The organism is Bradyrhizobium sp. Kon69 (assembly GCF_055807515.1).
Window position 1 is genome coordinate 56,003 of sequence record NZ_JBVVOS010000011.1, and the last position, 21,930, is coordinate 77,932.

General features: G+C 63.2%; 33 protein-coding genes. All 33 read right to left on the reverse strand.

The features are described 5' to 3' along the window. Window positions 1-2: 2 nt before the first annotated feature. The 33 genes from AC0L3U_RS16390 to fusA all read right to left on the reverse strand — a co-directional run bounded on the left by AC0L3U_RS16390 (window position 3) and on the right by fusA (window position 21,914). Entirely contained in the window at window positions 3-1,331 is a 1,329-nt protein-coding gene (locus AC0L3U_RS16390; protein ID WP_473362417.1) for a chloride channel protein, read from the reverse strand. Window positions 1,332-1,387: 56 nt separating this feature from the next. Continuing rightward, a complete protein-coding gene (locus tag AC0L3U_RS16395) occupies window positions 1,388-1,684 on the reverse strand; it encodes a DUF1330 domain-containing protein (RefSeq protein ID WP_473362418.1) in 297 nt (98 codons plus the stop codon). 9 nt (window positions 1,685-1,693) lie between these two features. Continuing rightward, window positions 1,694-2,482 (reverse strand): SDR family NAD(P)-dependent oxidoreductase, encoded by a 789-nt coding sequence (locus AC0L3U_RS16400; protein ID WP_473348179.1) that lies wholly within the window; start codon window positions 2,480-2,482, stop codon window positions 1,694-1,696. An 80-nt stretch (window positions 2,483-2,562) separates the two neighbouring features. Further along, window positions 2,563-3,402, reverse strand: coding sequence for a c-type cytochrome (locus tag AC0L3U_RS16405; RefSeq protein ID WP_473362419.1), 840 nt, complete (start codon window positions 3,400-3,402; stop codon window positions 2,563-2,565). Window positions 3,403-3,522: 120 nt separating this feature from the next. Beyond that, entirely contained in the window at window positions 3,523-3,939 is a 417-nt protein-coding gene (rplQ, locus tag AC0L3U_RS16410; protein ID WP_456769435.1) for a 50S ribosomal protein L17, read from the reverse strand. A 120-nt stretch (window positions 3,940-4,059) separates the two neighbouring features. Further along, on the reverse strand, window positions 4,060-5,091 hold the full coding sequence (locus tag AC0L3U_RS16415) for a DNA-directed RNA polymerase subunit alpha (RefSeq protein WP_007603046.1): 1,032 nt from the start codon (window positions 5,089-5,091) through the stop codon (window positions 4,060-4,062). A gap of 111 nt (window positions 5,092-5,202) precedes the next feature. After that, window positions 5,203-5,592 (reverse strand): 30S ribosomal protein S11, encoded by a 390-nt coding sequence (gene rpsK, locus AC0L3U_RS16420; RefSeq protein ID WP_007603045.1) that lies wholly within the window; start codon window positions 5,590-5,592, stop codon window positions 5,203-5,205. A gap of 123 nt (window positions 5,593-5,715) precedes the next feature. Then, window positions 5,716-6,084 (reverse strand): 30S ribosomal protein S13, encoded by a 369-nt coding sequence (gene rpsM / locus AC0L3U_RS16425; protein ID WP_027518583.1) that lies wholly within the window; start codon window positions 6,082-6,084, stop codon window positions 5,716-5,718. Between the two features lie 187 nt (window positions 6,085-6,271). Then, on the reverse strand, window positions 6,272-7,144 hold the full coding sequence (locus AC0L3U_RS16430) for an adenylate kinase (protein WP_473362420.1): 873 nt from the start codon (window positions 7,142-7,144) through the stop codon (window positions 6,272-6,274). A gap of 274 nt (window positions 7,145-7,418) precedes the next feature. After that, entirely contained in the window at window positions 7,419-8,750 is a 1,332-nt protein-coding gene (secY, locus tag AC0L3U_RS16435; RefSeq protein ID WP_027518585.1) for a preprotein translocase subunit SecY, read from the reverse strand. Between the two features lie 152 nt (window positions 8,751-8,902). Further along, window positions 8,903-9,388: a 50S ribosomal protein L15 gene (rplO, locus tag AC0L3U_RS16440; RefSeq protein WP_007611602.1), complete on the reverse strand. Its 486-nt coding sequence runs from the start codon at window positions 9,386-9,388 to the stop codon at window positions 8,903-8,905. A gap of 73 nt (window positions 9,389-9,461) precedes the next feature. Then, the gene (gene rpmD, locus AC0L3U_RS16445; protein WP_007603038.1) at window positions 9,462-9,668 is read right to left on the reverse strand and encodes a 50S ribosomal protein L30; all 207 of its coding nucleotides are present in this window, start codon (window positions 9,666-9,668) and stop codon (window positions 9,462-9,464) included. Window positions 9,669-9,693: 25 nt separating this feature from the next. After that, window positions 9,694-10,281, reverse strand: a complete 588-nt coding sequence (gene rpsE, locus AC0L3U_RS16450) for a 30S ribosomal protein S5 (protein ID WP_007603037.1) — start codon at window positions 10,279-10,281, stop codon at window positions 9,694-9,696. A 47-nt stretch (window positions 10,282-10,328) separates the two neighbouring features. Continuing rightward, the gene (rplR, locus tag AC0L3U_RS16455; protein WP_007603036.1) at window positions 10,329-10,691 is read right to left on the reverse strand and encodes a 50S ribosomal protein L18; all 363 of its coding nucleotides are present in this window, start codon (window positions 10,689-10,691) and stop codon (window positions 10,329-10,331) included. Between the two features lie 11 nt (window positions 10,692-10,702). Beyond that, window positions 10,703-11,236 carry a 50S ribosomal protein L6 gene (gene rplF / locus AC0L3U_RS16460; RefSeq protein ID WP_007603035.1) on the reverse strand — a complete coding sequence of 178 codons (534 nt, stop codon included), beginning with the start codon at window positions 11,234-11,236 and terminating at the stop codon, window positions 10,703-10,705. A gap of 16 nt (window positions 11,237-11,252) precedes the next feature. Continuing rightward, the gene (rpsH, locus tag AC0L3U_RS16465) at window positions 11,253-11,651 is read right to left on the reverse strand and encodes a 30S ribosomal protein S8 (protein ID WP_007603034.1); all 399 of its coding nucleotides are present in this window, start codon (window positions 11,649-11,651) and stop codon (window positions 11,253-11,255) included. Between the two features lie 14 nt (window positions 11,652-11,665). Beyond that, entirely contained in the window at window positions 11,666-11,971 is a 306-nt protein-coding gene (rpsN, locus tag AC0L3U_RS16470; RefSeq protein WP_456769434.1) for a 30S ribosomal protein S14, read from the reverse strand. A gap of 46 nt (window positions 11,972-12,017) precedes the next feature. After that, a complete protein-coding gene (rplE, locus tag AC0L3U_RS16475) occupies window positions 12,018-12,575 on the reverse strand; it encodes a 50S ribosomal protein L5 (RefSeq protein WP_007611607.1) in 558 nt (185 codons plus the stop codon). Continuing rightward, on the reverse strand, window positions 12,568-12,882 hold the full coding sequence (gene rplX, locus AC0L3U_RS16480; RefSeq protein WP_007603031.1) for a 50S ribosomal protein L24: 315 nt from the start codon (window positions 12,880-12,882) through the stop codon (window positions 12,568-12,570). Before rplX ends, rplE begins: the two co-directional genes overlap by 8 nt. Further along, window positions 12,882-13,250 carry a 50S ribosomal protein L14 gene (gene rplN, locus AC0L3U_RS16485; RefSeq protein ID WP_007603030.1) on the reverse strand — a complete coding sequence of 123 codons (369 nt, stop codon included), beginning with the start codon at window positions 13,248-13,250 and terminating at the stop codon, window positions 12,882-12,884. The genes rplX and rplN overlap by 1 nt, the downstream gene beginning before the upstream one ends. 83 nt (window positions 13,251-13,333) lie before the next feature. Continuing rightward, entirely contained in the window at window positions 13,334-13,582 is a 249-nt protein-coding gene (rpsQ, locus tag AC0L3U_RS16490; protein ID WP_279662106.1) for a 30S ribosomal protein S17, read from the reverse strand. A gap of 13 nt (window positions 13,583-13,595) precedes the next feature. Beyond that, window positions 13,596-13,802, reverse strand: a complete 207-nt coding sequence (gene rpmC / locus AC0L3U_RS16495; RefSeq protein ID WP_007603026.1) for a 50S ribosomal protein L29 — start codon at window positions 13,800-13,802, stop codon at window positions 13,596-13,598. Between the two features lie 5 nt (window positions 13,803-13,807). After that, window positions 13,808-14,221, reverse strand: a complete 414-nt coding sequence (rplP, locus tag AC0L3U_RS16500) for a 50S ribosomal protein L16 (RefSeq protein WP_007603024.1) — start codon at window positions 14,219-14,221, stop codon at window positions 13,808-13,810. 32 nt (window positions 14,222-14,253) lie between these two features. Continuing rightward, a complete protein-coding gene (rpsC, locus tag AC0L3U_RS16505) occupies window positions 14,254-14,979 on the reverse strand; it encodes a 30S ribosomal protein S3 (protein WP_007603023.1) in 726 nt (241 codons plus the stop codon). An 18-nt stretch (window positions 14,980-14,997) separates the two neighbouring features. Next, window positions 14,998-15,384 carry a 50S ribosomal protein L22 gene (gene rplV / locus AC0L3U_RS16510; RefSeq protein WP_007603022.1) on the reverse strand — a complete coding sequence of 129 codons (387 nt, stop codon included), beginning with the start codon at window positions 15,382-15,384 and terminating at the stop codon, window positions 14,998-15,000. Window positions 15,385-15,394: 10 nt separating this feature from the next. Then, entirely contained in the window at window positions 15,395-15,673 is a 279-nt protein-coding gene (gene rpsS / locus AC0L3U_RS16515; protein ID WP_007603021.1) for a 30S ribosomal protein S19, read from the reverse strand. Between the two features lie 12 nt (window positions 15,674-15,685). Next, window positions 15,686-16,519, reverse strand: coding sequence for a 50S ribosomal protein L2 (rplB, locus tag AC0L3U_RS16520; protein ID WP_007603020.1), 834 nt, complete (start codon window positions 16,517-16,519; stop codon window positions 15,686-15,688). A 12-nt stretch (window positions 16,520-16,531) separates the two neighbouring features. Then, entirely contained in the window at window positions 16,532-16,834 is a 303-nt protein-coding gene (locus tag AC0L3U_RS16525; protein ID WP_007603019.1) for a 50S ribosomal protein L23, read from the reverse strand. After that, window positions 16,831-17,451, reverse strand: coding sequence for a 50S ribosomal protein L4 (rplD, locus tag AC0L3U_RS16530; RefSeq protein WP_007603018.1), 621 nt, complete (start codon window positions 17,449-17,451; stop codon window positions 16,831-16,833). Before rplD ends, AC0L3U_RS16525 begins: the two co-directional genes overlap by 4 nt. Before the next feature lies 1 nt (window position 17,452). After that, window positions 17,453-18,166 carry a 50S ribosomal protein L3 gene (gene rplC / locus AC0L3U_RS16535; RefSeq protein WP_007603016.1) on the reverse strand — a complete coding sequence of 238 codons (714 nt, stop codon included), beginning with the start codon at window positions 18,164-18,166 and terminating at the stop codon, window positions 17,453-17,455. A gap of 53 nt (window positions 18,167-18,219) precedes the next feature. Further along, a complete protein-coding gene (rpsJ, locus tag AC0L3U_RS16540; protein WP_002712302.1) occupies window positions 18,220-18,528 on the reverse strand; it encodes a 30S ribosomal protein S10 in 309 nt (102 codons plus the stop codon). A gap of 82 nt (window positions 18,529-18,610) precedes the next feature. Continuing rightward, complete coding sequence (gene tuf, locus AC0L3U_RS16545; RefSeq protein ID WP_018456453.1) at window positions 18,611-19,801, reverse strand: elongation factor Tu; 1,191 nt, start codon at window positions 19,799-19,801, stop codon at window positions 18,611-18,613. Between the two features lie 40 nt (window positions 19,802-19,841). Next, window positions 19,842-21,914 carry an elongation factor G gene (gene fusA, locus AC0L3U_RS16550; RefSeq protein WP_027518591.1) on the reverse strand — a complete coding sequence of 691 codons (2,073 nt, stop codon included), beginning with the start codon at window positions 21,912-21,914 and terminating at the stop codon, window positions 19,842-19,844. Between the last annotated feature and the right edge of the window lie 16 nt (window positions 21,915-21,930).

The window sequence follows — 21,930 nt, forward strand, 5'->3', positions numbered from 1 at the left end:
TCTTAGCTCGAAGCGGGCGCCGCTTTCGTCTCCGGCGGACGCGTCGCCCGCTCGATAAAGCCCTTGGCGAGGGCGTGGTAGATCCCTTCCTCGCAGATCAGCCGCGAGGTGGCGTGTGCGATCAAGGCGGCGGCCATCAACGGCACCACCATGGCGCGGTTGTCGGTCATCTCGGTCACGATGACGAAGGCGGTGATCGGCGCCTGCACCACACCTGCAAAATACGACACCATGCCGAGCAACATGATCGCGCCGAGCGGAGCTTCGTGGAAGAAGGACGCGATATTGCTGCCTAGGCCGGCTCCAACGGCGAGTGACGGCGAAAAAATTCCGCCGGGTATGCCACTGATCGCCGCGAAGGTGGTGGCAAGGAGCTTGAGGATGCCGAAGTCCTGCGGCAGCGGTGCGCCCTGCTCCAGGGCCGTCTTTACCTGCTGGTAGCCTGTGCCATAGATCGTATCGCCGGAGACAAGGCCGCAGATCGCGACCGCCAATCCGCACGCGAGTGCGAACCACAAAGGGTGGCCCTTGACCGTGCGCCCGAGCGGGTGGGCGAAGCCGCGCGCCATCACGATGACGATGCGGCTGAAGACGCCGCCGGCCAAACCACCGACCACGCCGCACACGGGAACCGCCAGCCAGTCGGTGCCAGGAGCCAGTGACGTCGCACTGCTGCCGAAATACGCGTAATTGCCCATCAGCGCAAGCGAGGTCAGGCCGGCCGCGATCACCGCCGCGATGATGAGACTGCTGGTACGCGTCTCGAAAGCCCGGCTCATCTCTTCGATGCCGAAGACGATCCCCGCCAGCGGCGTGTTGAAGGCGGCCGCGACGCCGGCGGCCGCGCCGGCCAGGATCAATCCGGGCTGACGGCGTGGCGAGACGCGTCCGAGCGCGAACATGATGGAAGCGCCGACTTGAACGCTCGGTCCTTCCCGGCCGACGGAGCCGCCGCACAGCAGGCCGAACAGGGTGAGGATCACCTTTCCCATCGCGATCCGGATCGAGACCAGGCTCTCGCGCGCCGTCTGGTCGGTCAGATGCCGTGCGGCGATCGCCTGGGGAATGCCGCTGCCCTGTGCGTTCGGGAACAGCCGGGTGGTCAGATAGGCCGAGAGCATGAAGCCGAGAGGTGTCACCGCGAGCACTGCGTAGCGCGACTGGGCCAACAGCAGCGCAAAGGCGTGCTGGGCGAGATCGGCGAGTTGCGCCAGCGCCACCGCCGCGGCGCCAACCCCGATCCCACCAAGCACGAAGATCGCCCTCCGCTGCCATCGCGCGGATGTCAGCCTGAACAGGCGTTTATGGCGGGTCGAGAGGGGCCAGAGCATAAAGCCGAGGTTTAGCCGGTCCCGCCGCGAATTGAAGAGGCAAGCGAGCAGACCAGCTAGACTGGAACCACGCCCTCGACGAACATCAGCCGTCGCTCCAGTGCCGTCTGCCGCAGCTTTAGCGCCTCGGCGTACTCGGCCGAGGCATACCATTCCTGCGCCCGCGCCATCGATGGGAACTCCACGATGATGATGGTCTCGGGCGGCGGGCCGCCCTCCACCACCTCAGTGGCGCCGCCGCGGACGAGATAGCGGCCGCCATATTGCGCGATGGATGCGGCAGCCAGCGTCCGATAGGCCTCCATCGCGGCTCTGTCGCGTACCTCGACCTCGGAGATCACATAGGCCGGCATGCGAAGGCCTCAGGCAATCGTGTTGACGATGCCGCCTTCCGCGCGCAGCGCCGCACCGTTGGTCGCGGACGCTTCCTTCGAGGCGACATAGACCACCATGTTGGCGATCTCGTCGACACTGGCAAAGCGCTGGAGCAGCGAGCTTGGGCGATGCTGCTTGACGAAATTGGCCGCGGCCTCATCCAGCGACTGGCCGTTCTGCTTGGCGAGATCCTTCACGAAGGTCTCGACGCCTTCCGACATGGTCGGGCCTGGCAGCACGGAATTGACGGTGACGCCTGTGCCGCGGGTGAGCTGCGCCAGGCCGCGCGCGACCGAGAGCTGGGCCGTCTTGCTCATGCCGTAGTGGATCATCTCGACGGGAATGTTGAGGCCGGACTCGGAGGAGATGAAGACGATTCGGCCCCAGTTACGCTTGAGCATGCCCTTCATATACGCGCGCGAGAGACGTACGCCGCTCATCACGTTGACCTCGAAAAAGCGACTCCAGTCCTCGTCCGGAATGTCGAAAAAGTCTTTCGGCTCGAAGATGCCGGCATTGTTGATGAGGATGTCGACGTCTGGCAGCGCCGCCGCCAATGCCTTGCAGCCGGCGGCGGTCGAGACGTCGGCGGCGATGCCGCGGACCTTTCCGCCCGCCCCTTCCAGCTTGCGCACGGCCGCATCGACCTTGTCCTGGCCGCGTCCGTTGATCACGACGCTCGCACCCGAGCCGGCAAGACCCTTGGCGATGGCGTGGCCGATGCCGGCGGTCGAGCCGGTCACGAGGGCGGTCTTTCCGGAAAGGTCGATGTTCATGCGATGTCTCCATTGAAGCTGACGGAGATATCGTGCGCTGCGCGGGCGGGTGCAATCGCCCCTCACCGACGCGTGAGGATTTAGTTGCGAGGCGGAAGCGTCCTGAGAAACGCGACGATGGCATCGAGATCCTGAGCCGTCATGCTGGCATAGGCAGCATAGGCCATCGGCGGCTTCAGTTTATGGCCGTCGCGCGCGATGCCTTGCGTAATCGCACGTTTGATTTCGTCGTCGCTCCACCCGCCGATGCCCGCGGTTGAATCCGCGGTGATGTTGGGAGAGACGGATTCGCCCCACGGCCCCTTGAATGTCCGGCCGCCCTTGCCGCTCGCTGCGGCGAAATCGTGCACGACGGACGGGCCGTCCGGCGTGTGGCATTCCAGGCAATGGGCGATGGTCAGGAGATAGCGGCCGCGCGCAAGCCTGTCGGAAAGCTCAGCCTCGTTCGCCTGCTTGCCGGCGTAGATCGGCGTCTCCGGCTTCGGCGCGCTTCTGTATTCCGGCGGCGGCGTCTCGTGGCGTACGGCCGGCACTGAGCGCAAATAAGCTGCGAGCGCGTCGAGATCGCGGGCCGTGAGCACGGTGTAGAACGCGGTCGGCATGATCGGCGCGACCCTGGTTCCGTCCGGCCTGACGCCGCTGACGAGAAACCGCTTCAGCTCCGCGTCGGTCCAGTTGCCGATGCCGGTGTCCTTGTCCGGTGTGATGTTGGAGCCAGAGACCTTGAAGGCGGGCTCGTCAAAAACCTGGCTGCCGCCGGAGAGCGCGTGCGAGAGATCGAGCCCTTGCGGCCCTCGCGGCGTGTGGCAGTTGTGGCAAACCATCACGCTGTTGACGAGATAGGCGCCGCGCTCGACCAGCGTCTCGCCAGAGGCCGGCGACATCAGCAGCGCCAGCGCAATCCCTGACACAATCCTCATCGAGAGCCCCCCGGCCGGAATCGCGTTCAACGAAACGATGCGCGGTATGAGATGCCGCCGCGCCATACAAAAAAGCGGCGCCCGGAGGCGCCGCTTTCTGAAAACTCTCCGCCGGTCGGCTTACGCCGCCTCGGCTTCCTTTTCCTGCACCGGGCCGGAGTCCTGGCCCTTGGCATCGACGTCGCGGTCGACGAACTCGATCACGGCCATCGGCGCATTGTCGCCGTAACGGAAGCCCGCCTTGATGATGCGGGTGTAGCCACCCTGGCGATCCTTGTAGCGGGGCGCGAGCGTGTCGAACAGCTTCCTGACCTGATCCTTGTCGCGCATCTCGGAGATGGCCTGGCGACGCATGGACAGGCCGCCCTTCTTCCCGAGGGTGATCAGCTTCTCGACGATCGGACGCAATTCCTTCGCCTTCGGCAGCGTGGTGACGATCTGCTCGTGCTTGATCAGCGCGGCGCACATGTTGGCGAACATCGCGCGGCGATGCTCGGCGGTGCGGTTGAGCTTGCGATGAACCTTGCCGTGACGCATTTTATCTATTCCTTGAATTTCATTCGTCGCGACGGTTCGTCGGACAGTTGCTCAGGTGGGCTGCCTGCGTTCGCCCGCTAAGGCGCGATGAATTCGCGCCTCAGCCTGTCGTCGTTCGGATCAGTAGTGATCCTCGAAGCGCTTGGCGAGCTCGTCGATGTTCTCCGGCGGCCAGCCCGGCACTTCCATGCCGAGGTGCAGACCCATCTGGGCCAGCACTTCCTTGATCTCGTTCAGCGACTTGCGGCCGAAGTTCGGAGTGCGGAGCATTTCCGCTTCGCTCTTCTGCACGAGGTCGCCGATGTAGACGATGTTGTCGTTCTTCAAGCAGTTGGCCGAACGCACCGACAGCTCGAGCTCGTCCACCTTCTTGAGGAAGGCCGGGTTGAAGGCGAGGTCCGGGATGATCTCCTGGGCGACTTCCTTGCGCGGCTCTTCGAAGTTGACGAACACGTTGAGCTGATCCTGCAGGATGCGCGCAGCGTAGGCCACGGAATCATCCGGCGTCAGCGCGCCGTTGGTCTCGATCGTCATGGTCAGCTTGTCGTAGTCGAGGATCTGGCCCTCGCGGGTGTTCTCGACCTTGTAGGAGACCTTGCGGACCGGCGAGTACAGGCTGTCGACCGGAATCAGGCCGATCGGCGCGTCCTCGGGGCGGTTGCGCTCGGCGGGAACGTAGCCCTTGCCGGTTGCGACCGTGAACTCCATGCGGATCTCGGCGCCCTCGTCGAGCGTGCAGATCTGCAGGTCCGGATTGAGCACGACGACATCGCCCACGGTCTGGATGTCGCCGGCAGTGACGACGCCCGGGCCGGACTTCTTGACGACCATGCGCTTGGGGCCTTCGCCCTGCATCTTGATCGAGATGTCCTTGATGTTGAGCACGATGTCGGTGACGTCCTCACGGACGCCCGCGATCGAGGAGAACTCGTGCAGCACGCCGTCGATGTGCACCGACTGCACCGCCGCGCCCTGGAGCGAGGACAGCAGAATGCGGCGCAGCGCGTTGCCGAGCGTCTGGCCGAAGCCGCGCTCAAGCGGCTCGGCGACGATGGTCGCGAAACGGGTCGGATCGCTGCCGGGCTGTACCTGCAGCTTGTTCGGCCGAATCAGTTCTTGCCAATTTTTCTGGATCGTCACTGTTTCACCCATACAGGCCAGTCAGACTGCTGTTGCAGGCACTGGCGTTGGAGAAAGGCCGCGGATCATTTCCACGGCTTTGCAAAAAGTCATTGCGGGCGCCGATGCGCCCGCAATCTGGTATCAAACGCGCCGACGCTTGCGGGGACGGCAACCGTTGTGCGGGATCGTGGTCACGTCGCGGATCGAGGTGACGGTGAAGCCCGCGGCCTGGAGCGCCCGGAGCGCCGATTCGCGGCCCGAACCGGGACCGGCGACTTCGACTTCGAGCGTGCGCATGCCGTGCTCCTGCGCCTTCTTCGACACGTCCTCGGCGGCAACCTGTGCGGCATACGGGGTCGACTTGCGCGAGCCCTTGAAGCCCATCGTGCCGGCGGAGGACCAGGCAATGGTGTTGCCCTGCGCGTCGGTGATGGTGATGGTCGTGTTGTTGAACGACGAGTTCACATGCGCGACGCCGGAGGCGATGTTCTTGCGCTCACGACGACGAACGCGGGTGGCTTCCTTGCCCATAGACTACCTTTCCTGAAGATCTCAAACGCCGCCGTAATGCCAGCGGCTACACCTGTGGAACGAAAGGCGCGTGGCGAACGGGTCATCCCCGGGTCGCCACACGCCATGATTGGATGCGAAAACTTACTTCTTCTTGCCGGCGATGGCCTTGGCCGGACCCTTGCGCGTACGCGCATTGGTGTGGGTACGCTGGCCACGCACCGGCAGACCGCGACGATGGCGCAGGCCGCGGTAGCAGCCGAGATCCATCAGACGCTTGATGTTGATGCCGACTTCGCGACGCAGATCGCCCTCGACCATATAGTCGCGGTCGATCACTTCGCGGATCTGGAGCACTTCGGCGTCGCTGAGCTGATTGACGCGACGATCCACCGGGATCTTCACCTTGTCCAGAATCTCACCGGCGATCTTCTGGCCGATGCCATGGATGTACTGGAGCGCGATCAGCACGCGCTTGTTGGTCGGGATGTTCACGCCGGCAATACGGGCCACGGCCTTCTCTCCTGTCGCCGATTCCTCGTCAGGAATCGCGCTTTAAGTGCTTGGTTTCTCGGGCAGGTGTTCACAAACGCGAACACGACGCCCACCCCTGGTCTTCCTGGGGCCCGGCATCGTTTGAAACTATCCGACTTGGATGCGGGGCTTATTAGGGGATTCAGGGGGCTTTCGTCAACCGCTGCTAGCGCTTAGCTCGCCTTTTCGTGACCTTTTTTGCGGCCTTTTTGGCACCTTTCTTGACAGCCTTTTTGGCGGTCTTTTTGGCTGCCTTTTTCTTCACGGTTTTCTTGACGGCTTTCTTGGCCGCCTTCTTGGGACCGTTCACGGCCTTCTTGGTCGCTTTCCTGGATTTGGCGGCCTTTTTGGCCGATTTCTTCGCCGCCTTGGCCTTTTTGGCCGGGGCCGCCTTGGCCGCGCGCCGGGCGGGGGCCTTACCATGAGTCTTGCCGTGCGTCTTGGGCTCGACCGCCCCAAGCGCCAGGAGCAGGCGATGGATGGCGCGGGTGACCTCGTCGATGGCCATCATGCCGTCGATGGTCGAGAGCTTCCGCCGTTCGGAATAGTAGTGAATCAGCGGTTCCGTCTGGTTGCGGTAGCTGGCTAACCGCTTGGTCAGGACCTCCGGGGTGTCGTCGAGTCGGACTTCCTCCCCGCGCTCGCGCATCTGGGCGACGCGAGTCTCGACGCGATTCAGGAGCGCGCTCTCGTTGACGCGGAGCTCGATCACGGCATCGAGCTTGAGGTGCTTGTGCTTGAGCAGCTCATCCAGCGCCTCGGCCTGCGGCACGGTGCGCGGGAAACCGTCGAGGATGAAACCGTTTTTGGCATCCGGCTGATCGATTCGATCGGAGATGATTCCGACCACGACATCGTCGGGCACGAGACCGCCGCTGGCCATGATCTCCTTGGCCTTGAGACCGACCGGCGTTCCGGCCGCCACCGCCGCACGCAACATCTCGCCGGTCGAGAGCTGGACGATGCCATAGCGCTGCACCAGCAGCTGCGCCTGGGTGCCCTTGCCCGATCCCGGCGGCCCCAGAAGTATAATTCTCATCGGCGTACGCCCCCCGATTGGTGCGCGATACGTCGCGCACCTGTGTTTTGAAGTCCAGTTACAGTGCAAATCATAATCAGCGCCGCACCGCTACCCATATCATAGGGGAGCAAATGGCCGGACGCCAAGAAGCCTTTGAGATCAGTGATTGCGCTTCAGTGCGAGTGGCTCTGCCGATGCCACCGGATGGCTGGCTGGCCGCTCCCGCAGGTGCCGCGCGTTGCACGCGCGGCGAATCGGCGGCGCAATTGCGCCGCCCGAGAGGACGCCGCGCTTAACGGCGCCGGCCGCGCAGCTTCGACTTCCGGATCAGACCTTCGTACTGATGCGCCAGGAGATAGCCCTGCACCTGCGCCACCGTGTCCATGGTGACGCTGACGACGATCAGCAGCGAAGTGCCGCCAAAGTAGAACGGCACCGAGGCGTAGGAGATCAGGATTTCCGGAATCAAGCAGACGATCGCCAGATAGACCGCGCCGAGCACGGTGATGCGCGACAGCACGTAGTCGATATATTCCGCGGTGCGCTCGCCCGGACGGATACCCGGAATGAAGCCGCCGTGCTTCTTCAGATTGTCCGCAGTCTCGGTCGGATTGAACACGATCGCGGTGTAGAAGAAGGCGAAGAACACGATCAGCGCCAGATACATGATCAGGAACAGCGGACGGCCGTGGCCGAGCTGGGTGTTGATCCACTGGAACCATTCCGGCCCACTGCCCGCGTTGAAGTTCGCAACCGTGGTCGGCAGCAGCAACAACGAGGACGCGAAGATCGGCGGGATCACGCCCGAGGTGTTGAGCTTGAGCGGCAGATGCGAGGACTGCCCCTCGAACATCTTGTTGCCGACCTGGCGTTTCGGATACTGGATCAAGAGGCGGCGCTGGGCGCGCTCCACGAACACGATGAACGCGATCACGGCCACCGCCATGACGATCACGACGAGAATCAGGCCGGTCGACATCGCACCCTGACGGCCGAGCTCGAGCATGTTGGCGAGCGCCGCCGGCAGCTCGGCGACGATGCCGGAGAGAATGATCAGGGAAATGCCGTTGCCGATGCCGCGCGAGGTGATCTGCTCGCCCAACCACATCAGGAACATGGTGCCGCCGGTCAGCGTGATCGCCGTCGACAGACGGAAGAACATGCCGGGGTCGCTGACGACGTTGCCGGCGCCTTCCAGGCCCACCGCGATGCCGTAGGACTGGAACGCGGCCAGGATCACCGTGAGATAGCGGGTGTACTGGTTCAGCAGCTTGCGGCCGGACTCGCCTTCCTTCTTCAGCGCTTCGAGCTGCGGCGAGACGGTGGTCAGGAGCTGGATGATGATGGAGGCCGAGATGTACGGCATGATGTTCAGCGCAAAGATCGCCATGCGGTGAATGCCGCCGCCGGCGAACATGTTGAACATGCCGAGGATGCCGCCCGCCTGGGAGCGGAATACCTGCTCCCAGATGTTGGGATCGATGCCGGGCAGCGGGATGTAGGTCCCGAGCCGATAAACGAGCAGCGCACCCAGGGTGAACCAGATGCGCTTCTTCAGTTCGTCGGCCTTGGCAAACGCACCGAAATTGAGATTGGCTGCCAGTTGTTCCGCTGCAGAGGCCATCTTGGACTTTCTCCCGCCGCCTTTTGCGCCGTTATGCCCGCGGCCGGGCTACATTATACCGGACACCGGACATTATCTGGGGCTACGGCTTCGATAAGTCCATCGTCCCGCATGCGTAAAGGCCCGCGAGCCGCGGGCCGATGACGCAGTTGTTACGCCGCCTCGCCTTCTTCCTTGGCAGGCGCGAGGATCTTCACCGAGCCGCCGGCCTTCTCGACTGCCGCGATCGCGGTCTTCGAGGCGCCGTGCACTTCGATGTTGAGCTTGGCCTTGAACTCGCCGCGGCCGAGCAGCCGCAGGCCGCCCTTGGCGCGGCGCAGCACGCCGGCCTTGACCAGCGATTCGACGTTCACGACGCTGCCGGCGTCGATCTTCTTGGCATCGACCGCGTCCTGGAGCCGGTCGAGATTGATCTCGGCGAACTCGATACGGAAGATGTTGTTGAAGCCGCGCTTGGGCAGACGGCGATGCAAGGGCATCTGGCCGCCTTCGAAACCCTTGATGCGCACGCCCGAACGCGCGGTCTGGCCCTTGCCACCGCGGCCGGCCTGCTTGCCCTTGCCCGAACCAATGCCGCGGCCGACGCGCATACGCTTCTTGCGTGAGCCGGCATTGTCGGCGATATCGCTGAGCTTCATCGCCCTGCTCCTTGTTTCTTGCGCATGACCTTCACCGAAAACGGGTCTCCGCTTCGGGATCGTGCGCCTTTGCTTACTTCTCGTCGACGATGCGAACGAGATGGTGAACCTTCAAGATCATGCCGCGCACCGCCGGGGTGTCCGGCAGTTCGCTGGTGCGGCCGATCTTGTTGAGCTTGAGCCCGATCAGCGTCGAGCGCTGCGAGTGATGGCGGCGGATCGCGCTGCCGGTCTGCTCGATCTTGATCGTCTTTGCGGTCGTAACGGCACTCTTGGCCATGGGCGTCTACTCCGAAAAGCTTCCGTTATTCGGCAACCGCCTCGGCGTCGCCACCGATACGGCGGGACTGGAGGGTGGACACCTTGATGTTGCGGCGGGCAGCGACCGAGCGCGGCGAATCCTGATGCTTCAGCGCATCGAAGGTCGCGCGAACCATGTTGTACGGGTTCGACGAGCCGATCGACTTCGCAACCACGTCCTGGACGCCGAGCGTCTCGAACACGGCGCGCATCGGACCGCCGGCGATGATCCCGGTACCGGCCGGAGCTGCGCGCAGGTAAACACGGCCCGCGCCATGACGGCCGGCGATGTCGTGATGCAGCGTGCGGCCCTCGCGCAACGACACGCGGGTCAGGTTGCGCTTGGCGGATTCGGTTGCCTTGCGGATCGCCTCGGGCACTTCGCGCGCCTTGCCGTGACCGAAGCCGGCGCGGCCCTTCTGGTCGCCGATCACGACCAGCGCTGCGAAACCGAAGCGCTTGCCGCCCTTGACGACCTTGGCGACGCGATTGATGTGGACGAGCTTGTCGACGAACTCGCTGTCGCGCTCTTCCCTGCGTTCACGTCCGCCGCCGCGTTGATCGCGTCCACCACGTTGTTCGCGTTCTGCCATGGTTTTTCCAGTCCTTCAGAGGCTTACGCCTCAATCCTCAAATTCTGTTAGAAGCTCAGCCCGCTCTCACGCGCCGCGTCGGCAAGAGCCTTGACGCGCCCGTGATAGAGATAGCTGCCGCGATCGAACACGACTTCCTTGACACCCTTCTCGGCGGCGCGCTCGGCTAGCAGCTTGCCGACCGCCTTCGCCGCATCGATGTCGGCGCCGGTCTTGCCGCCATCGCGCATCGACTTCTCGAGCGACGAGGCAGAGGCCAGCGTCTCGCCCTTCAGGTCGTCGATGACCTGGGCGTAGATGTGCTTGGACGAGCGGAACACCGACAGGCGCGGACGGCCGCCACCCGAGCGGCGCAGCTTCAGACGTACACTGCGCTTGCGCCGGGCATTCGTAACCTTGGCTTTCGACATGACCGGCTCCGTTACTTCTTCTTGCCTTCCTTGCGGAAGATGAATTCGCCAACATACTTCACGCCCTTGCCCTTGTAGGGCTCCGGCGGACGATAGGAGCGAATCTCGGCGGCGACCTGGCCGACGCGCTGAATGTCGCTGCCGGTCACCGTGATCTCCGTCGGCTTCGGCACGGTGATCGTGATCCCTTCCGGGATCGCGTAGACCACATCGTGGCTGTAGCCGAGCGCGAGCTGCAGGTTCTTGCCCTGCAGCGCGGCGCGGTAACCGACGCCGGTGATTTCGAGCTTCTTCTCGAAACCCTTGGTGACGCCTTCGACCAGATTCGCGACCTGGGCGCGAGCGGTCCCGTACAGGGCCCGCGCGCGGTTGGTCTCGACCCGGGGGTTCACCTTGACCTGGCCGTTGTCGAGCTTCACCTCGACGTCGTTATGGACGACGAACTGAAGCTGGCCCTTCGGCCCCTTCATCTTGACGGTCTGCCCGTCGACGGTCGCGGTCACACCCGACGGCACCGCTACCGGCCTTTTGCCAACACGTGACATGGATCAAAAATCCTTCTCAGAACACCGTGAAGAGAACTTCGCCGCCCACGTTCGCTTCACGCGCACTGTGGTCAGCCATGATTCCCTTCGGGGTCGACAACACCGAAATGCCGAGTCCGTTATTGACCCGCGGCAGGTTCTTCACCGAGGCGTAAACGCGGCGCCCGGGCTTGGAGACACGCTCGATCTCGCGGATAACGGGCTCGCCGTCGAAATACTTCAGCTCGATCTCGATCTCGCTGCGGCCCGAGGAGTGCTCGAGCGTGGCGTAACCGCGGATGTAGCCTTCGCTCTTCAGCACCTCGAGCACGTTCTCGCGCATCTTCGAGCCAGGCGTGGAGACCTTGTTCTTGGAGCGCATCTGCGCGTTGCGGATGCGGGTGATCAGATCGCTGATTGGATCGTGCGTAGACATCTAAACGACCCTCCTTACCAGCTGGACTTCACGAGGCCCGGGACCATGCCCTTGGAGCCAAGGTCCCGCATTGCGATGCGGGACAGTTTAGTCAAGCGATAGTTCGAGCGCGAACGGCCCGACAGCTCGCAACGCAGACGGATGCGGGTCGCCGACGAGTTGCGCGGCATTTCCGCCAGCTTCAGGGTCGCGGCGAACCGCTCCTCCATCGGCAACGTCTTGTCGGCGATGATCGCCTTCAACCGCTCGCGCTTCGGGGCGGCGTTCTTCGTCATCCGCTTGCGCCGGTTGTTCTTCTCGACTGAACTCTTCTTTGCCATGTTTGGCTCCTGGGTATCCGCGTTTGAGAGGCTTTAGGTCAGCGTCTCACTGCCGGAACGGGAAATTGAAAGCGGTCAACAAGGCCCTCGCCTCGTCGTCGGTCTTGGCCGTGGTGCAGACGGTGATGTCCATACCGCGGGATTCCGTGACCTTGTCGAAGTCGATCTCAGGGAAAATGATGTGTTCCTTGAGGCCGAGCGAGTAGTTGCCGCGGCCGTCGAAGCTCTTCGGGTTCAAGCCGCGGAAGTCGCGGACGCGCGGCAGCGCGACCGTCACCAGGCGATCGATGAACTCGTACATGCGGGCCTTGCGCAGCGTGACCTTGCAGCCGATCGGCTGGTTCTCACGCAACTTGAAGGTCGCGATCGCGACGCGCGAATAGGTCACGATCGCCTTCTGGCCGGCGATCTGGGTCAATTCCGCAGCGGCGTTCTCCGCCTTCTTGCGGTCGTTGACGGAATCGCCAACGCCCATGTTCAGCACGACCTTGTCCAGGCGCGGAACCTGCATGACGTTCTCATAACCGAACTTCTCGGTCATTTCCGTCCGGATCTTCGCGTCGTATTCCGCGCGCAGGCGCGGCGTGTAAGCGGCCTCAGCCATCGATCTCAGCTCCCGAGCTCTTGGCGATGCGGACCTTCTTGCCGTCCGCCAGAATCTTGAATCCGACGCGGGTCGGCTTCCCGTCCTTGCCGACATACGCGATGTTGGACAGTTGGATCGGCGACTCTTTCGAGATGATGCCGCCCTCCTGGGCCTGCGTCTGCTTCTGGTGACGCTTGACCATGTTGATGCCGCGCACCAGCGCCGTACCGGCGTCGGGACGCACTTCGAACACCTCGCCGGTGCGGCCCTTGTCGCGGCCGGTCAGCACGACGACCTTGTCGCCCTTGCGGATCTTCGCAGCCATCACAGCACCTCCGGCGCGAGCGAGATGATCTTCATGTGGTTCTTGGCGCGCAGCTCGCGCGGCACGGGCCCGAAGATACGGGTACCGACCGGCTCGGACTGATTGTTGATCAGAACGGCGGCGTTGCGGTCGAAGCGGATGACCGAACCGTCGGCGCGGCGGATGTCCTTGCGGACGCGCACCACGACGGCCTTCATCACGTCGCCCTTCTTCACCTTGCCACGCGGAATTGCTTCCTTGATCGAGACAACGATGATGTCGCCGATCGTGGCGTAGCGGCGCTTGGAGCCCCCGAGCACCTTGATACACATGACACGGCGTGCGCCAGAATTATCGGCCACGTCGAGGTTGGTCTGCATCTGAATCATTGATGCACCTCGTCCTCTTCTCTTTGCGCCAGCCCAGCCGGCGCTCAACATTTACCTGAAGTCAGTCGGCTAAAGCCAACAGATCAGGCGCTTTTCTTGTGTTCGCCCCGGATCACGACCCAGCGCTTCAACTTCGAAATCGGCTTCGATTCCTCGATCCACACCATGTCGCCCGGCTTGAACTCGCTGCTCTCGTCGTGCGCGTGGTAGTTTTTCGAACGGCGGATCGTCTTCTTGTAGATCGGGTGCGTGAAGCGGCGATCGACGCGCACCACGATGGTCTTGGCTTGCTTGTCGCTGACGACCACGCCCTGCAAAGTACGTTTCGGCATCTTCGTAAGCCTCTTACTTCTTCTTCGCGCGCGTCTGCGCGGCGACGGTCTTGATCCGGGCGATGTCACGGCGGGCCTCGCGCAGGCGCGAGGTGTTCTCGAGCTGCCCGGTGGCGCGCTGGAAGCGCAGGTTGAAGCGCTCCTTCTTCAGGTTCAGGATGGCGTCATCCTGCTGATCGGGGCTCAATGCGCGGATGTCTTCGATTTTCATCTGGGCCATGGCCATTACTCCGCAATGCGCTCGACGAAGCGCGTCTTGATCGGCAGCTTGGCTGCCGCCAGGGTCAGCGCTTCACGCGCCGTCTGGGTGTTGACGCCGTCGATCTCGAATAGCACCCGGCCCGGCTTGACGCGCGCGACCCACAATTCCGGCGCGCCCTTGCCGGAACCCATGCGGACTTCGGCAGGCTTCTTCGACACGGGAACGTCGGGGAATATGCGGATCCAGACGCGGCCGGCGCGCTTCATGTGGCGGGTCAGCGCGCGGCGGGCGGCTTCGATCTGGCGCGCGGTGACGCGCTCAGGCTCGGTCGCCTTCAGACCGAACTGGCCGAAGGCCAACGTCGCGCCCGAAGACGCAACGCCGTGGATACGGCCCTTATGCGCTTTCCGGAACTTCGTTTTCTTAGGTTGCATCATGGCTTCAAGCCCTCAAATTCTCTGTGCTGGCGTCAGGCCGCAGCGTTGTCACGGCGCTGCCGGCCGCCGCGATCGCCGCCGCCACCAGTCTCACCTTCGGCCATTCTCTTGTCCTGGGCCATCGGATCGTGCTCGAGGATCTCACCCTTGAAGATCCAGACCTTGACACCGCAGGTGCCGAAGGTCGTGAACGCGGTCGCAACGCCGTAGTCGATGTCTGCGCGCAACGTGTGCAGCGGCACGCGACCTTCGCGGTACCACTCCATGCGGGCGATTTCCGCGCCGCCCAGACGTCCGGAGCAGTTGATGCGGATGCCTTCCGCGCCGAGACGCATCGCCGACTGCACGGCGCGCTTCATGGCGCGGCGGAACGCCACGCGGCGCTCCAACTGCTGCGCGATCGACTCGGCCACCAGCGTCGCATCGAGCTCCGGCTTGCGGATTTCGACGATGTTGATGACGACGTCGGACGCGGTGATGTCCGCGACCTTCTTGCGCAGCTTGTCGATGTCGGCGCCCTTCTTGCCGATCACCACGCCCGGACGAGCCGAGTGGATGGTGACGCGGCACTTCTTGTGCGGACGCTCGATCACGATGCGGGCGACGGCCGCCTGCTTGAGCTCCTTGTGCAGGATCTCGCGGATCTTGACGTCCTCGTGCAGCAGCTTGCCGTATTCCTGCTTGCCCGCGTACCAGCGGGAATCCCAGGTCCGGTTGATGCCGAGACGCAGACCGATCGGATTGATCTTTTGACCCATCGTGTTCTCCTGCGTCCCTTAAGCCGCTGCTGCGGCTTCGACCTGACGAACGATGATCGTCAGCTGTGAAAATGGTTTGTAGACACGGCCCGAACGGCCACGGCCGCGGGCGGCAAAGCGCTTCATCACGAGGCCGTTGCCGACGAAGGCCTGCGCCACGACGAGATCGTCGACGTCGAGGTCATGGTTGTTCTCGGCGTTGGCAATAGCCGATTCCAGGCACTTCTTCACGTCAACCGCGATCCGCTTGCGCGAAAACTGCAGGTCGGCGAGCGCAGCAGCCGCCTTCCGGCCGCGAATGAGCTGGGCGACCAGGTTGAGCTTCTGCGGACTCACCCGCAGCATCCGGGCGACCGCCTTGGCCTCGTTCTCGGCGAGGCTCCGTTCGCGCTTAGGTTTGCTCATCGTTTAATCCTCAAGCCTTCTTGGCTTTCTTGTCCCCGGAGTGGCCATGGAAGGTCCGGGTCGGCGAGAACTCGCCGAACTTGTGACCGACCATTTCCTCGTTGACCGCCACCGGCACGTGCTTCTGACCGTTGTAGACGCCGAAGGTCAGGCCGACGAACTGCGGCAGGATCGTCGAGCGACGGCTCCAGATCTTGATGACGTCGTGACGGCCGGACGAGCGCGCGGCATCTGCCTTCTTGAGCAGAGAACCCTCGACGAACGGGCCTTTCCAGACTGAACGAACCATGTCCGGCGTTCCTTACTTCTTCCGCTTGTGGCGGCTTAGGAGAATGAATTTGTTGGTCGACTTGTTCGAGCGGGTCTTCTTACCCTTGGTCGGCTTGCCCCACGGAGTAACCGGGTGGCGACCGCCCGAGGTACGACCTTCACCACCGCCGTGCGGATGGTCGATCGGGTTCATCGAAACACCGCGGTTGTGCGGCTTGCGGCCCAGCCAACGGTTGCGGCCGGCCTTGCCGATCGACGTGTTCATGTGATCCGGGTTCGACACCGCGCCGATCGTGGCGCGGCAACGGCCGTGCACCAGGCGCTGTTCGCCCGAGTTCAGGCGGACGATCACGTAGTCCTGGTCGCGACCGACGAGCTGGGCGTAGGTGCCCGCGGAACGGGCGAGCTGGCCGCCCTTCCCGATCTTGACCTCGATATTGTGGATGATCGTGCCGACCGGCATGTTGCCGAGCGGCATGACATTGCCCGGCTTCACGTCGACGTAGTTGCCGGCGACGACGGAATCACCGACTGCCAGGCGCTGCGGCGCCAGGATATAGGCCTGGGTGCCGTCTTCGTACTTGACCAGCGCGATGAACGCGGTGCGGTTCGGATCATATTCCAGCCGCTCGACCGTCGCGGGCGCATCGACCTTGTCACGCTTGAAATCGACGGTACGCAACGTCCGCTTATGACCGCCGCCGCGGAAGCGCACGGTGATGCGACCGGTGTTGTTGCGGCCGCCAGAGGAGTGCTTGCCTTCGGTAAGCGCCTTGACCGGCTTGCCCTTGTAGAGGGCCGAACGATCGACCATGACCAGCTGGCGCTGGCCCGGCGTCGTGGGATTGAATGTCTTCAGTGCCATCGTCTTACGACCTTACAGACCGGTGGTCACGTCGATCCGGTGACCCTCTTCGAGAGTCACGATCGCGCGCTTGGAGTTCGACTGCGAGCCGAGGTTGCCGCGGAAGATCTTGGTCTTGCCCTTGCGGACCAGCGTGTTGACGCTCTTGACCTTGACGTCGAACAGCTTCTCGATCGCTTCCTTGATCTGCGGCTTGGTCGCCTTCGCGGCCACCTTGAACAGCACCTTGTTGTGCTCCGAGGCGATCGTGGCCTTTTCGGTCACGACCGGCGACAGGATCACGTCGTAATGGCGAGGCTCGATGTTCTTCGTCATTTGAAGCGCGCCTCCAGCGCATCGATGGCGGCCTTGGTCAGAACAAGTTTCCGACGGCGCAGGATGTCATAGACGTTGATGCCCTGGATCGGCAGCACGTCCATGTTCGGGATGTTGCGGGCTGCAGCGGCGAAGCCGTTGTTGAGCTCGGCGCCGTCGATGATCAGCGCGTTGGTCAACCCCAGACCGGAGAAATGACCGAGCAGCGCCTTGGTCTTGGCGGCTTCCAGCGCGGCCTTGTCGATCACGATGAGATCGCCGTCCTTGGCCTTGGCCGAGAGCGCATGCTTGAGAGCGAGCGCACGGACCTTCTTCGGCAGGTCGGTAGCGTGCGAACGCACCACCGGACCGAAGGCACGGCCACCGCCGCGGAACTGCGGCACGCGAGCCGAGCCGTGACGAGCACCACCGGTACCCTTCTGCTTGTACATTTTCTTGCCGGTGCGCCAGATCTCGGCGCGGCCCTTGGCCTTGTGCGTACCGGCCTGGCGCTTGTTGAGCTGCCACTGCACGCAACGTGCAATGATGTCCTGGCGCGGCTCGAGGCCGAAAATGGTGTCGGAAAGCTGGACCGAGCCGGCTTCCTTACCTTCGAGGGTGGTGACCTTCAATTCCATCTCACGCCTCCTGCGCAGCCGGAGCAGCGTCCGCTTCGCCAGCAACCTTGAACTTGCCGGGCTTCGGAGCTTCCTTAGGCAGCGGCTTCTTGACGGCGTCGCGCACGCGGATCCAGCCGCCCTTGGAACCGGGAACGGCGCCTTCGACGAGGATCAGACCGCGCTCGACATCGAGCTGAACGACCCGAAGGTTGAGCGTGGTGATGCGGTCGACGCCCATGTGACCGGGCATCTTCTTGTTCTTCCAGGTCTTGCCCGGGTCCTGACGGCCACCGGTCGAACCGATCGAACGGTGCGAGACCGAGACGCCGTGGGTGGCGCGCAGGCCGCCGAAGTTCCAGCGCTTCATACCGCCGGCAAAACCCTTACCGACCGAAGTACCGGTGACGTCGACGAACTGACCGACGACAAAGTGGTCGGCCAGGATCTCGGCACCGACGGGGATCATCTGATCCGCGGAGACGCGGAATTCCTCGACCTGCCGCTTCGGCTCGACCTTCGCGACCGCGAACTGGCCGCGCTCCGCCTTGGGCATGTACACGGTCTTGCGGCTGCCAGAACCAAGCTGGAGCGCGACATAACCGTTTTTCTCTTCGGTGCGGTGGCCTACGACCTGGCAATTGCCGAGCTTCAGCACGGTCACGGGGATATGTTCGCCGGCCTCTGTAAAGACCCGCGTCATCCCGACCTTTTGTGCGATCACTCCGGAGCGCATCGGCGTGCTTCCTGTTCTTTCTGTCCGCTAGTGGCGAACGTGATCCAAAAATCTTAGAGCTTGATCTCGACGTCGACACCGGCGGCCAAGTCGAGCTTCATCAAAGCATCGACGGTCTGCGGGGTCGGATCGACGATGTCGAGCAGGCGCTTGTGAGTGCGCATCTCGAACTGCTCGCGGCTCTTCTTGTCGACGTGCGGCGAACGGTTGACGGTGAACTTCTCGATGCGGGTGGGCAGCGGAATGGGTCCGCGGACCTGCGCGCCGGTGCGCTTCGCCGTGTTCACGATCTCGCGGGTCGACGTATCGAGGATACGATGGTCGAACGCCTTGAGACGGATACGAATGTTTTGGCCGTTCATTGCCGTGGTCTTTCTTCAGTGGGGTGGCGAATAGCGAATAGCGAATGTCACATTCGCTATTCGCCGATCCCTGTTCTCGTAATTACTCGATGATCGAGGCGACGACGCCGGCGCCGACGGTACGGCCACCTTCGCGGATCGCGAAGCGGAGCTTCTCTTCCATCGCGATCGGCACGATCAGGTGCACTTCCATCGCGATGTTGTCGCCCGGCATCACCATCTCGGTGCCTTCCGGCAGATGCACGACACCGGTCACGTCGGTGGTGCGGAAGTAGAACTGCGGACGGTAGTTGGTGAAGAACGGGGTATGACGGCCGCCCTCTTCCTTGGTGAGGATGTAAGCCTCAGCCTTGAACTTGGTGTGCGGCTTGACCGAACCCGGCTTGCACAGCACCTGGCCGCGCTCGACGTCCTCGCGCTTGGTACCGCGAAGCAGCGCACCGATGTTGTCGCCGGCCTGGCCCTGATCGAGCAGCTTGCGGAACATTTCGACGCCAGTGACCGTGGTCTTCTGCGTGGCGCGCAGACCGACGATCTCGATTTCCTCGCCGACCTTGACGATGCCGCGCTCGACACGGCCGGTCACGACGGTGCCGCGGCCCGAGATCGAGAACACGTCTTCAACCGGCATCAGGAACGGAAGGTCGACCGGACGCTCCGGCTGCGGAATGTAGGCGTCGACCTGCTTCATCAGCTCGAGGATGGCGTCATGGCCGAGCGTCTTGTCGGAATCCTCGAGGGCGGCAAGCGCCGAGCCCTTGATGATCGGGATGGTGTCGCCCGGGAATTCGTACTTCGAGAGCAGCTCGCGGACCTCGAGCTCGACGAGCTCGAGCAGTTCCGGATCGTCGACCATGTCGCACTTGTTGAGGAACACGACGAGCGCGGGAACGCCGACCTGGCGGGCGAGCAGGATGTGCTCGCGGGTCTGCGGCATCGGACCGTCAGCGGCCGACACGACCAGGATCGCACCGTCCATCTGGGCGGCGCCGGTGATCATGTTCTTCACGTAGTCGGCGTGGCCGGGGCAGTCGACATGCGCGTAGTGGCGGTTCTTGGTCTCGTATTCGACGTGCGCCGTCGAGATCGTGATACCGCGCGCCTTCTCTTCCGGCGCCTTGTCGATCTGGTCGTACGCGGTGAACGTCGCGCCGCCGGCTTCGGCGAGGACCTTGGTGATCGCCGCGGTCAGCGACGTCTTGCCATGGTCGACGTGACCAATGGTGCCGATGTTGCAGTGCGGCTTGTTACGTTCAAACTTTGCTTTGGCCATTTGACTCTCCGTTCAATCGTCAGTTCGAGACCGACGACAATCAGGCAAACTTCTTCTGGACTTCTGCCGACACGTTGGCCGGCGCTTCTGCGTAGTGGTCGAACTGCATGGTGAAGGTTGCGCGACCCTGGCTCATCGAGCGCAGGTTATTCACGTAACCGAACATGTTCATGAGCGGCACCATCGCGTTGATGACGTTGGCGTTGCCGCGCATGTCCTGACCCTGGATCTGACCGCGCCGGGAATTCAGGTCGCCGATGACGGAGCCGGTGTAATCTTCCGGGGTCACCACTTCGACCTTCATGATCGGCTCGAGCAGGACGGACTTGCCCTTCTGCAAGGCTTCGCGGAATGCAGCACGCGATGCGATTTCGAAGGCGAGCGCCGACGAGTCGACGTCGTGATACTTGCCGTCGACGAGCTGAACCTTGACGTCGACCACGGGGAAGCCCGCGACGACACCAGAGCCCATCACGCTGTTGAGGCCCTTTTCGACGCCGGGGATGTATTCCTTCGGAACCGCACCGCCGACGATCTTGGACTCGAACTCGTAGCCCTTGCCGGGCTCGTTCGGCTCGACCACGATCGACACTTCCGCGAACTGACCGGTACCGCCGGTCTGCTTCTTGTGAGTGTACTTGACCTCGGCCCTCTTGGTGACGCGCTCACGGAACGCCACCTGCGGCGCGCCGATGTTTGCATCGACCTTGTAGGTGCGGCGGAGGATGTCGACCTTGATGTCGAGATGGAGTTCGCCCATGCCCTTGAGGATGGTCTGGCCGGACTCCTGGTCGGTCGACACGCGGAAGGACGGATCCTCTGCAGCGAGCTTCGCCAGCGCCACGCCGAGCTTTTCCTGGTCGGCCTTGGACTTGGGTTCGATCGCGATCTCGATGACCGGCTCGGGGAATTCCATCTTTTCGAGGATCACCGCCTTGTCGGGATCGCACAGCGTGTCACCGGTGCGCGCTTCCTTCAGGCCAGCCAGTGCAACGATGTCGCCGGCATAGGCTTCCTTGATGTCTTCGCGGTTGTTCGCATGCATCAGCAACATGCGGCCGATGCGCTCCTTGCGGTCGCGCGTGGAATTGATGACGCCGGTGCCCGACAGCAGCGTGCCGGAATAGATGCGGCAGAAGGTGATGGTGCCGACGAACGGGTCGTCCATGATCTTGAAGGCCAACAGAGCCAGCGGCTCCTTGTCGTCCGGCAGGCGAACGACTTCGTTGCCGTCTTCGTCGACGCCCTTGATGGCGGGCACGTCAACCGGCGACGGCAGATAATCCACGACCGCGTCGAGCAAAGGCTGCACGCCCTTGTTCTTGAACGCCGAGCCGCACAATACCGGGAAGAACGCGCCAGTCAGCACGGCCTTGCGGATCAAGCGCTTCAACGTCGCCTCGTCGGGCTCCTTGCCGTCGAGGTAAGCGGCGAGAACTTCGTCGTCGAGCTCGACGGCGGCTTCCAACAGCTTCTCGCGATATTCCTTGGCCTTCTCGACCATGTCCTCGGGAATATCGATGTCGACGAACTTGGCGTCGAGCTTCTCTTCTTCCCAGACCACGCCCTTCATACGAACGAGATCGACCAGACCCTTGAAGTTGTTCTCGGAGCCGATCGGAAGCTGGATCGCGATCGGCTTCGCGCCGAGGCGGTCGACGATGTCCTGCATGCACTTGTAGAAGTCGGCGCCGGTCTTATCCATCTTGTTGGCGAAGACGATGCGCGGAACTTTGTACTTGTCGCCCTGGCGCCAGACCGTCTCGGTCTGAGGCTCGACGCCCTGGTTCGAGTCGAGCACGCACACGGCGCCGTCGAGCACGCGCAAGCTGCGCTCGACTTCGATGGTGAAGTCGACGTGGCCGGGAGTGTCGATGATGTTGAGACGCTTGCCTTCCCAGAACGCGGTGGTCGCGGCCGAGGTAATCGTAATGCCGCGCTCCTGCTCCTGCTCCATCCAGTCCATCGTCGCGGCACCTTCGTGCACTTCGCCGATCTTGTGGCTCTTGCCGGTGTAATAGAGGATGCGCTCGGTGGTCGTGGTCTTGCCGGCATCGATATGCGCCATGATACCGAAGTTACGGTAGTTCTCTATGGCATGAACGCGGGGCATGGAGTGTTCCTTAGAT

What these genes read in the sequence shown, in the direction of transcription:
- rpsC (WP_007603023.1), bottom strand. Translation starts at nt 14,979, where the DNA reads ATGGGTCAAAAGATCAATCCGATCGGTCTGCGTCTCGGCATCAACCGG.
- AC0L3U_RS16395 (WP_473362418.1), bottom strand. Translation starts at nt 1,684, where the DNA reads ATGCCGGCCTATGTGATCTCCGAGGTCGAGGTACGCGACAGAGCCGCG.
- rplE (WP_007611607.1), bottom strand. Translation starts at nt 12,575, where the DNA reads ATGGCTGAGGCCGCTTACACGCCGCGCCTGCGCGCGGAATACGACGCG.
- secY (WP_027518585.1), bottom strand. Translation starts at nt 8,750, where the DNA reads ATGGCCTCTGCAGCGGAACAACTGGCAGCCAATCTCAATTTCGGTGCG.
- rplC (WP_007603016.1), bottom strand. Translation starts at nt 18,166, where the DNA reads ATGCGCTCCGGAGTGATCGCACAAAAGGTCGGGATGACGCGGGTCTTT.
- AC0L3U_RS16415 (WP_007603046.1), bottom strand. Translation starts at nt 5,091, where the DNA reads ATGGGTGAAACAGTGACGATCCAGAAAAATTGGCAAGAACTGATTCGG.
- rplR (WP_007603036.1), bottom strand. Translation starts at nt 10,691, where the DNA reads ATGTCGAAAGCCAAGGTTACGAATGCCCGGCGCAAGCGCAGTGTACGT.
- rplV (WP_007603022.1), bottom strand. Translation starts at nt 15,384, where the DNA reads ATGAGCAAACCTAAGCGCGAACGGAGCCTCGCCGAGAACGAGGCCAAG.
- rpsS (WP_007603021.1), bottom strand. Translation starts at nt 15,673, where the DNA reads ATGGTTCGTTCAGTCTGGAAAGGCCCGTTCGTCGAGGGTTCTCTGCTC.
- rplO (WP_007611602.1), bottom strand. Translation starts at nt 9,388, where the DNA reads ATGAAGCTCAGCGATATCGCCGACAATGCCGGCTCACGCAAGAAGCGT.
- AC0L3U_RS16525 (WP_007603019.1), bottom strand. Translation starts at nt 16,834, where the DNA reads ATGACGAAGAACATCGAGCCTCGCCATTACGACGTGATCCTGTCGCCG.
- rpsK (WP_007603045.1), bottom strand. Translation starts at nt 5,592, where the DNA reads ATGGGCAAGGAAGCCACCCGCGTTCGTCGTCGTGAGCGCAAGAACATC.
- rpsJ (WP_002712302.1), bottom strand. Translation starts at nt 18,528, where the DNA reads ATGAACGGCCAAAACATTCGTATCCGTCTCAAGGCGTTCGACCATCGT.
- rpmC (WP_007603026.1), bottom strand. Translation starts at nt 13,802, where the DNA reads ATGGCCCAGATGAAAATCGAAGACATCCGCGCATTGAGCCCCGATCAG.
- rplP (WP_007603024.1), bottom strand. Translation starts at nt 14,221, where the DNA reads ATGATGCAACCTAAGAAAACGAAGTTCCGGAAAGCGCATAAGGGCCGT.
- tuf (WP_018456453.1), bottom strand. Translation starts at nt 19,801, where the DNA reads ATGGCCAAAGCAAAGTTTGAACGTAACAAGCCGCACTGCAACATCGGC.
- AC0L3U_RS16400 (WP_473348179.1), bottom strand. Translation starts at nt 2,482, where the DNA reads ATGAACATCGACCTTTCCGGAAAGACCGCCCTCGTGACCGGCTCGACC.
- AC0L3U_RS16430 (WP_473362420.1), bottom strand. Translation starts at nt 7,144, where the DNA reads ATGAGAATTATACTTCTGGGGCCGCCGGGATCGGGCAAGGGCACCCAG.
- rpsN (WP_456769434.1), bottom strand. Translation starts at nt 11,971, where the DNA reads ATGGCAAAGAAGAGTTCAGTCGAGAAGAACAACCGGCGCAAGCGGATG.
- rplF (WP_007603035.1), bottom strand. Translation starts at nt 11,236, where the DNA reads ATGTCACGTGTTGGCAAAAGGCCGGTAGCGGTGCCGTCGGGTGTGACC.
- rpsE (WP_007603037.1), bottom strand. Translation starts at nt 10,281, where the DNA reads ATGGCAGAACGCGAACAACGTGGTGGACGCGATCAACGCGGCGGCGGA.
- rplN (WP_007603030.1), bottom strand. Translation starts at nt 13,250, where the DNA reads ATGATTCAGATGCAGACCAACCTCGACGTGGCCGATAATTCTGGCGCA.
- AC0L3U_RS16390 (WP_473362417.1), bottom strand. Translation starts at nt 1,331, where the DNA reads ATGCTCTGGCCCCTCTCGACCCGCCATAAACGCCTGTTCAGGCTGACA.
- fusA (WP_027518591.1), bottom strand. Translation starts at nt 21,914, where the DNA reads ATGCCCCGCGTTCATGCCATAGAGAACTACCGTAACTTCGGTATCATG.
- rpmD (WP_007603038.1), bottom strand. Translation starts at nt 9,668, where the DNA reads ATGGCCAAGAGTGCCGTTACGACCGCAAAGACGATCAAGATCGAGCAG.
- rpsH (WP_007603034.1), bottom strand. Translation starts at nt 11,651, where the DNA reads ATGTCTACGCACGATCCAATCAGCGATCTGATCACCCGCATCCGCAAC.
- AC0L3U_RS16405 (WP_473362419.1), bottom strand. Translation starts at nt 3,402, where the DNA reads ATGAGGATTGTGTCAGGGATTGCGCTGGCGCTGCTGATGTCGCCGGCC.
- rpsQ (WP_279662106.1), bottom strand. Translation starts at nt 13,582, where the DNA reads ATGCCGAAACGTACTTTGCAGGGCGTGGTCGTCAGCGACAAGCAAGCC.
- rplB (WP_007603020.1), bottom strand. Translation starts at nt 16,519, where the DNA reads ATGGCACTGAAGACATTCAATCCCACGACGCCGGGCCAGCGCCAGCTG.
- rplD (WP_007603018.1), bottom strand. Translation starts at nt 17,451, where the DNA reads ATGGAATTGAAGGTCACCACCCTCGAAGGTAAGGAAGCCGGCTCGGTC.
- rplX (WP_007603031.1), bottom strand. Translation starts at nt 12,882, where the DNA reads ATGGCTGCGAAGATCCGCAAGGGCGACAAGGTCGTCGTGCTGACCGGC.
- rplQ (WP_456769435.1), bottom strand. Translation starts at nt 3,939, where the DNA reads ATGCGTCACGGCAAGGTTCATCGCAAGCTCAACCGCACCGCCGAGCAT.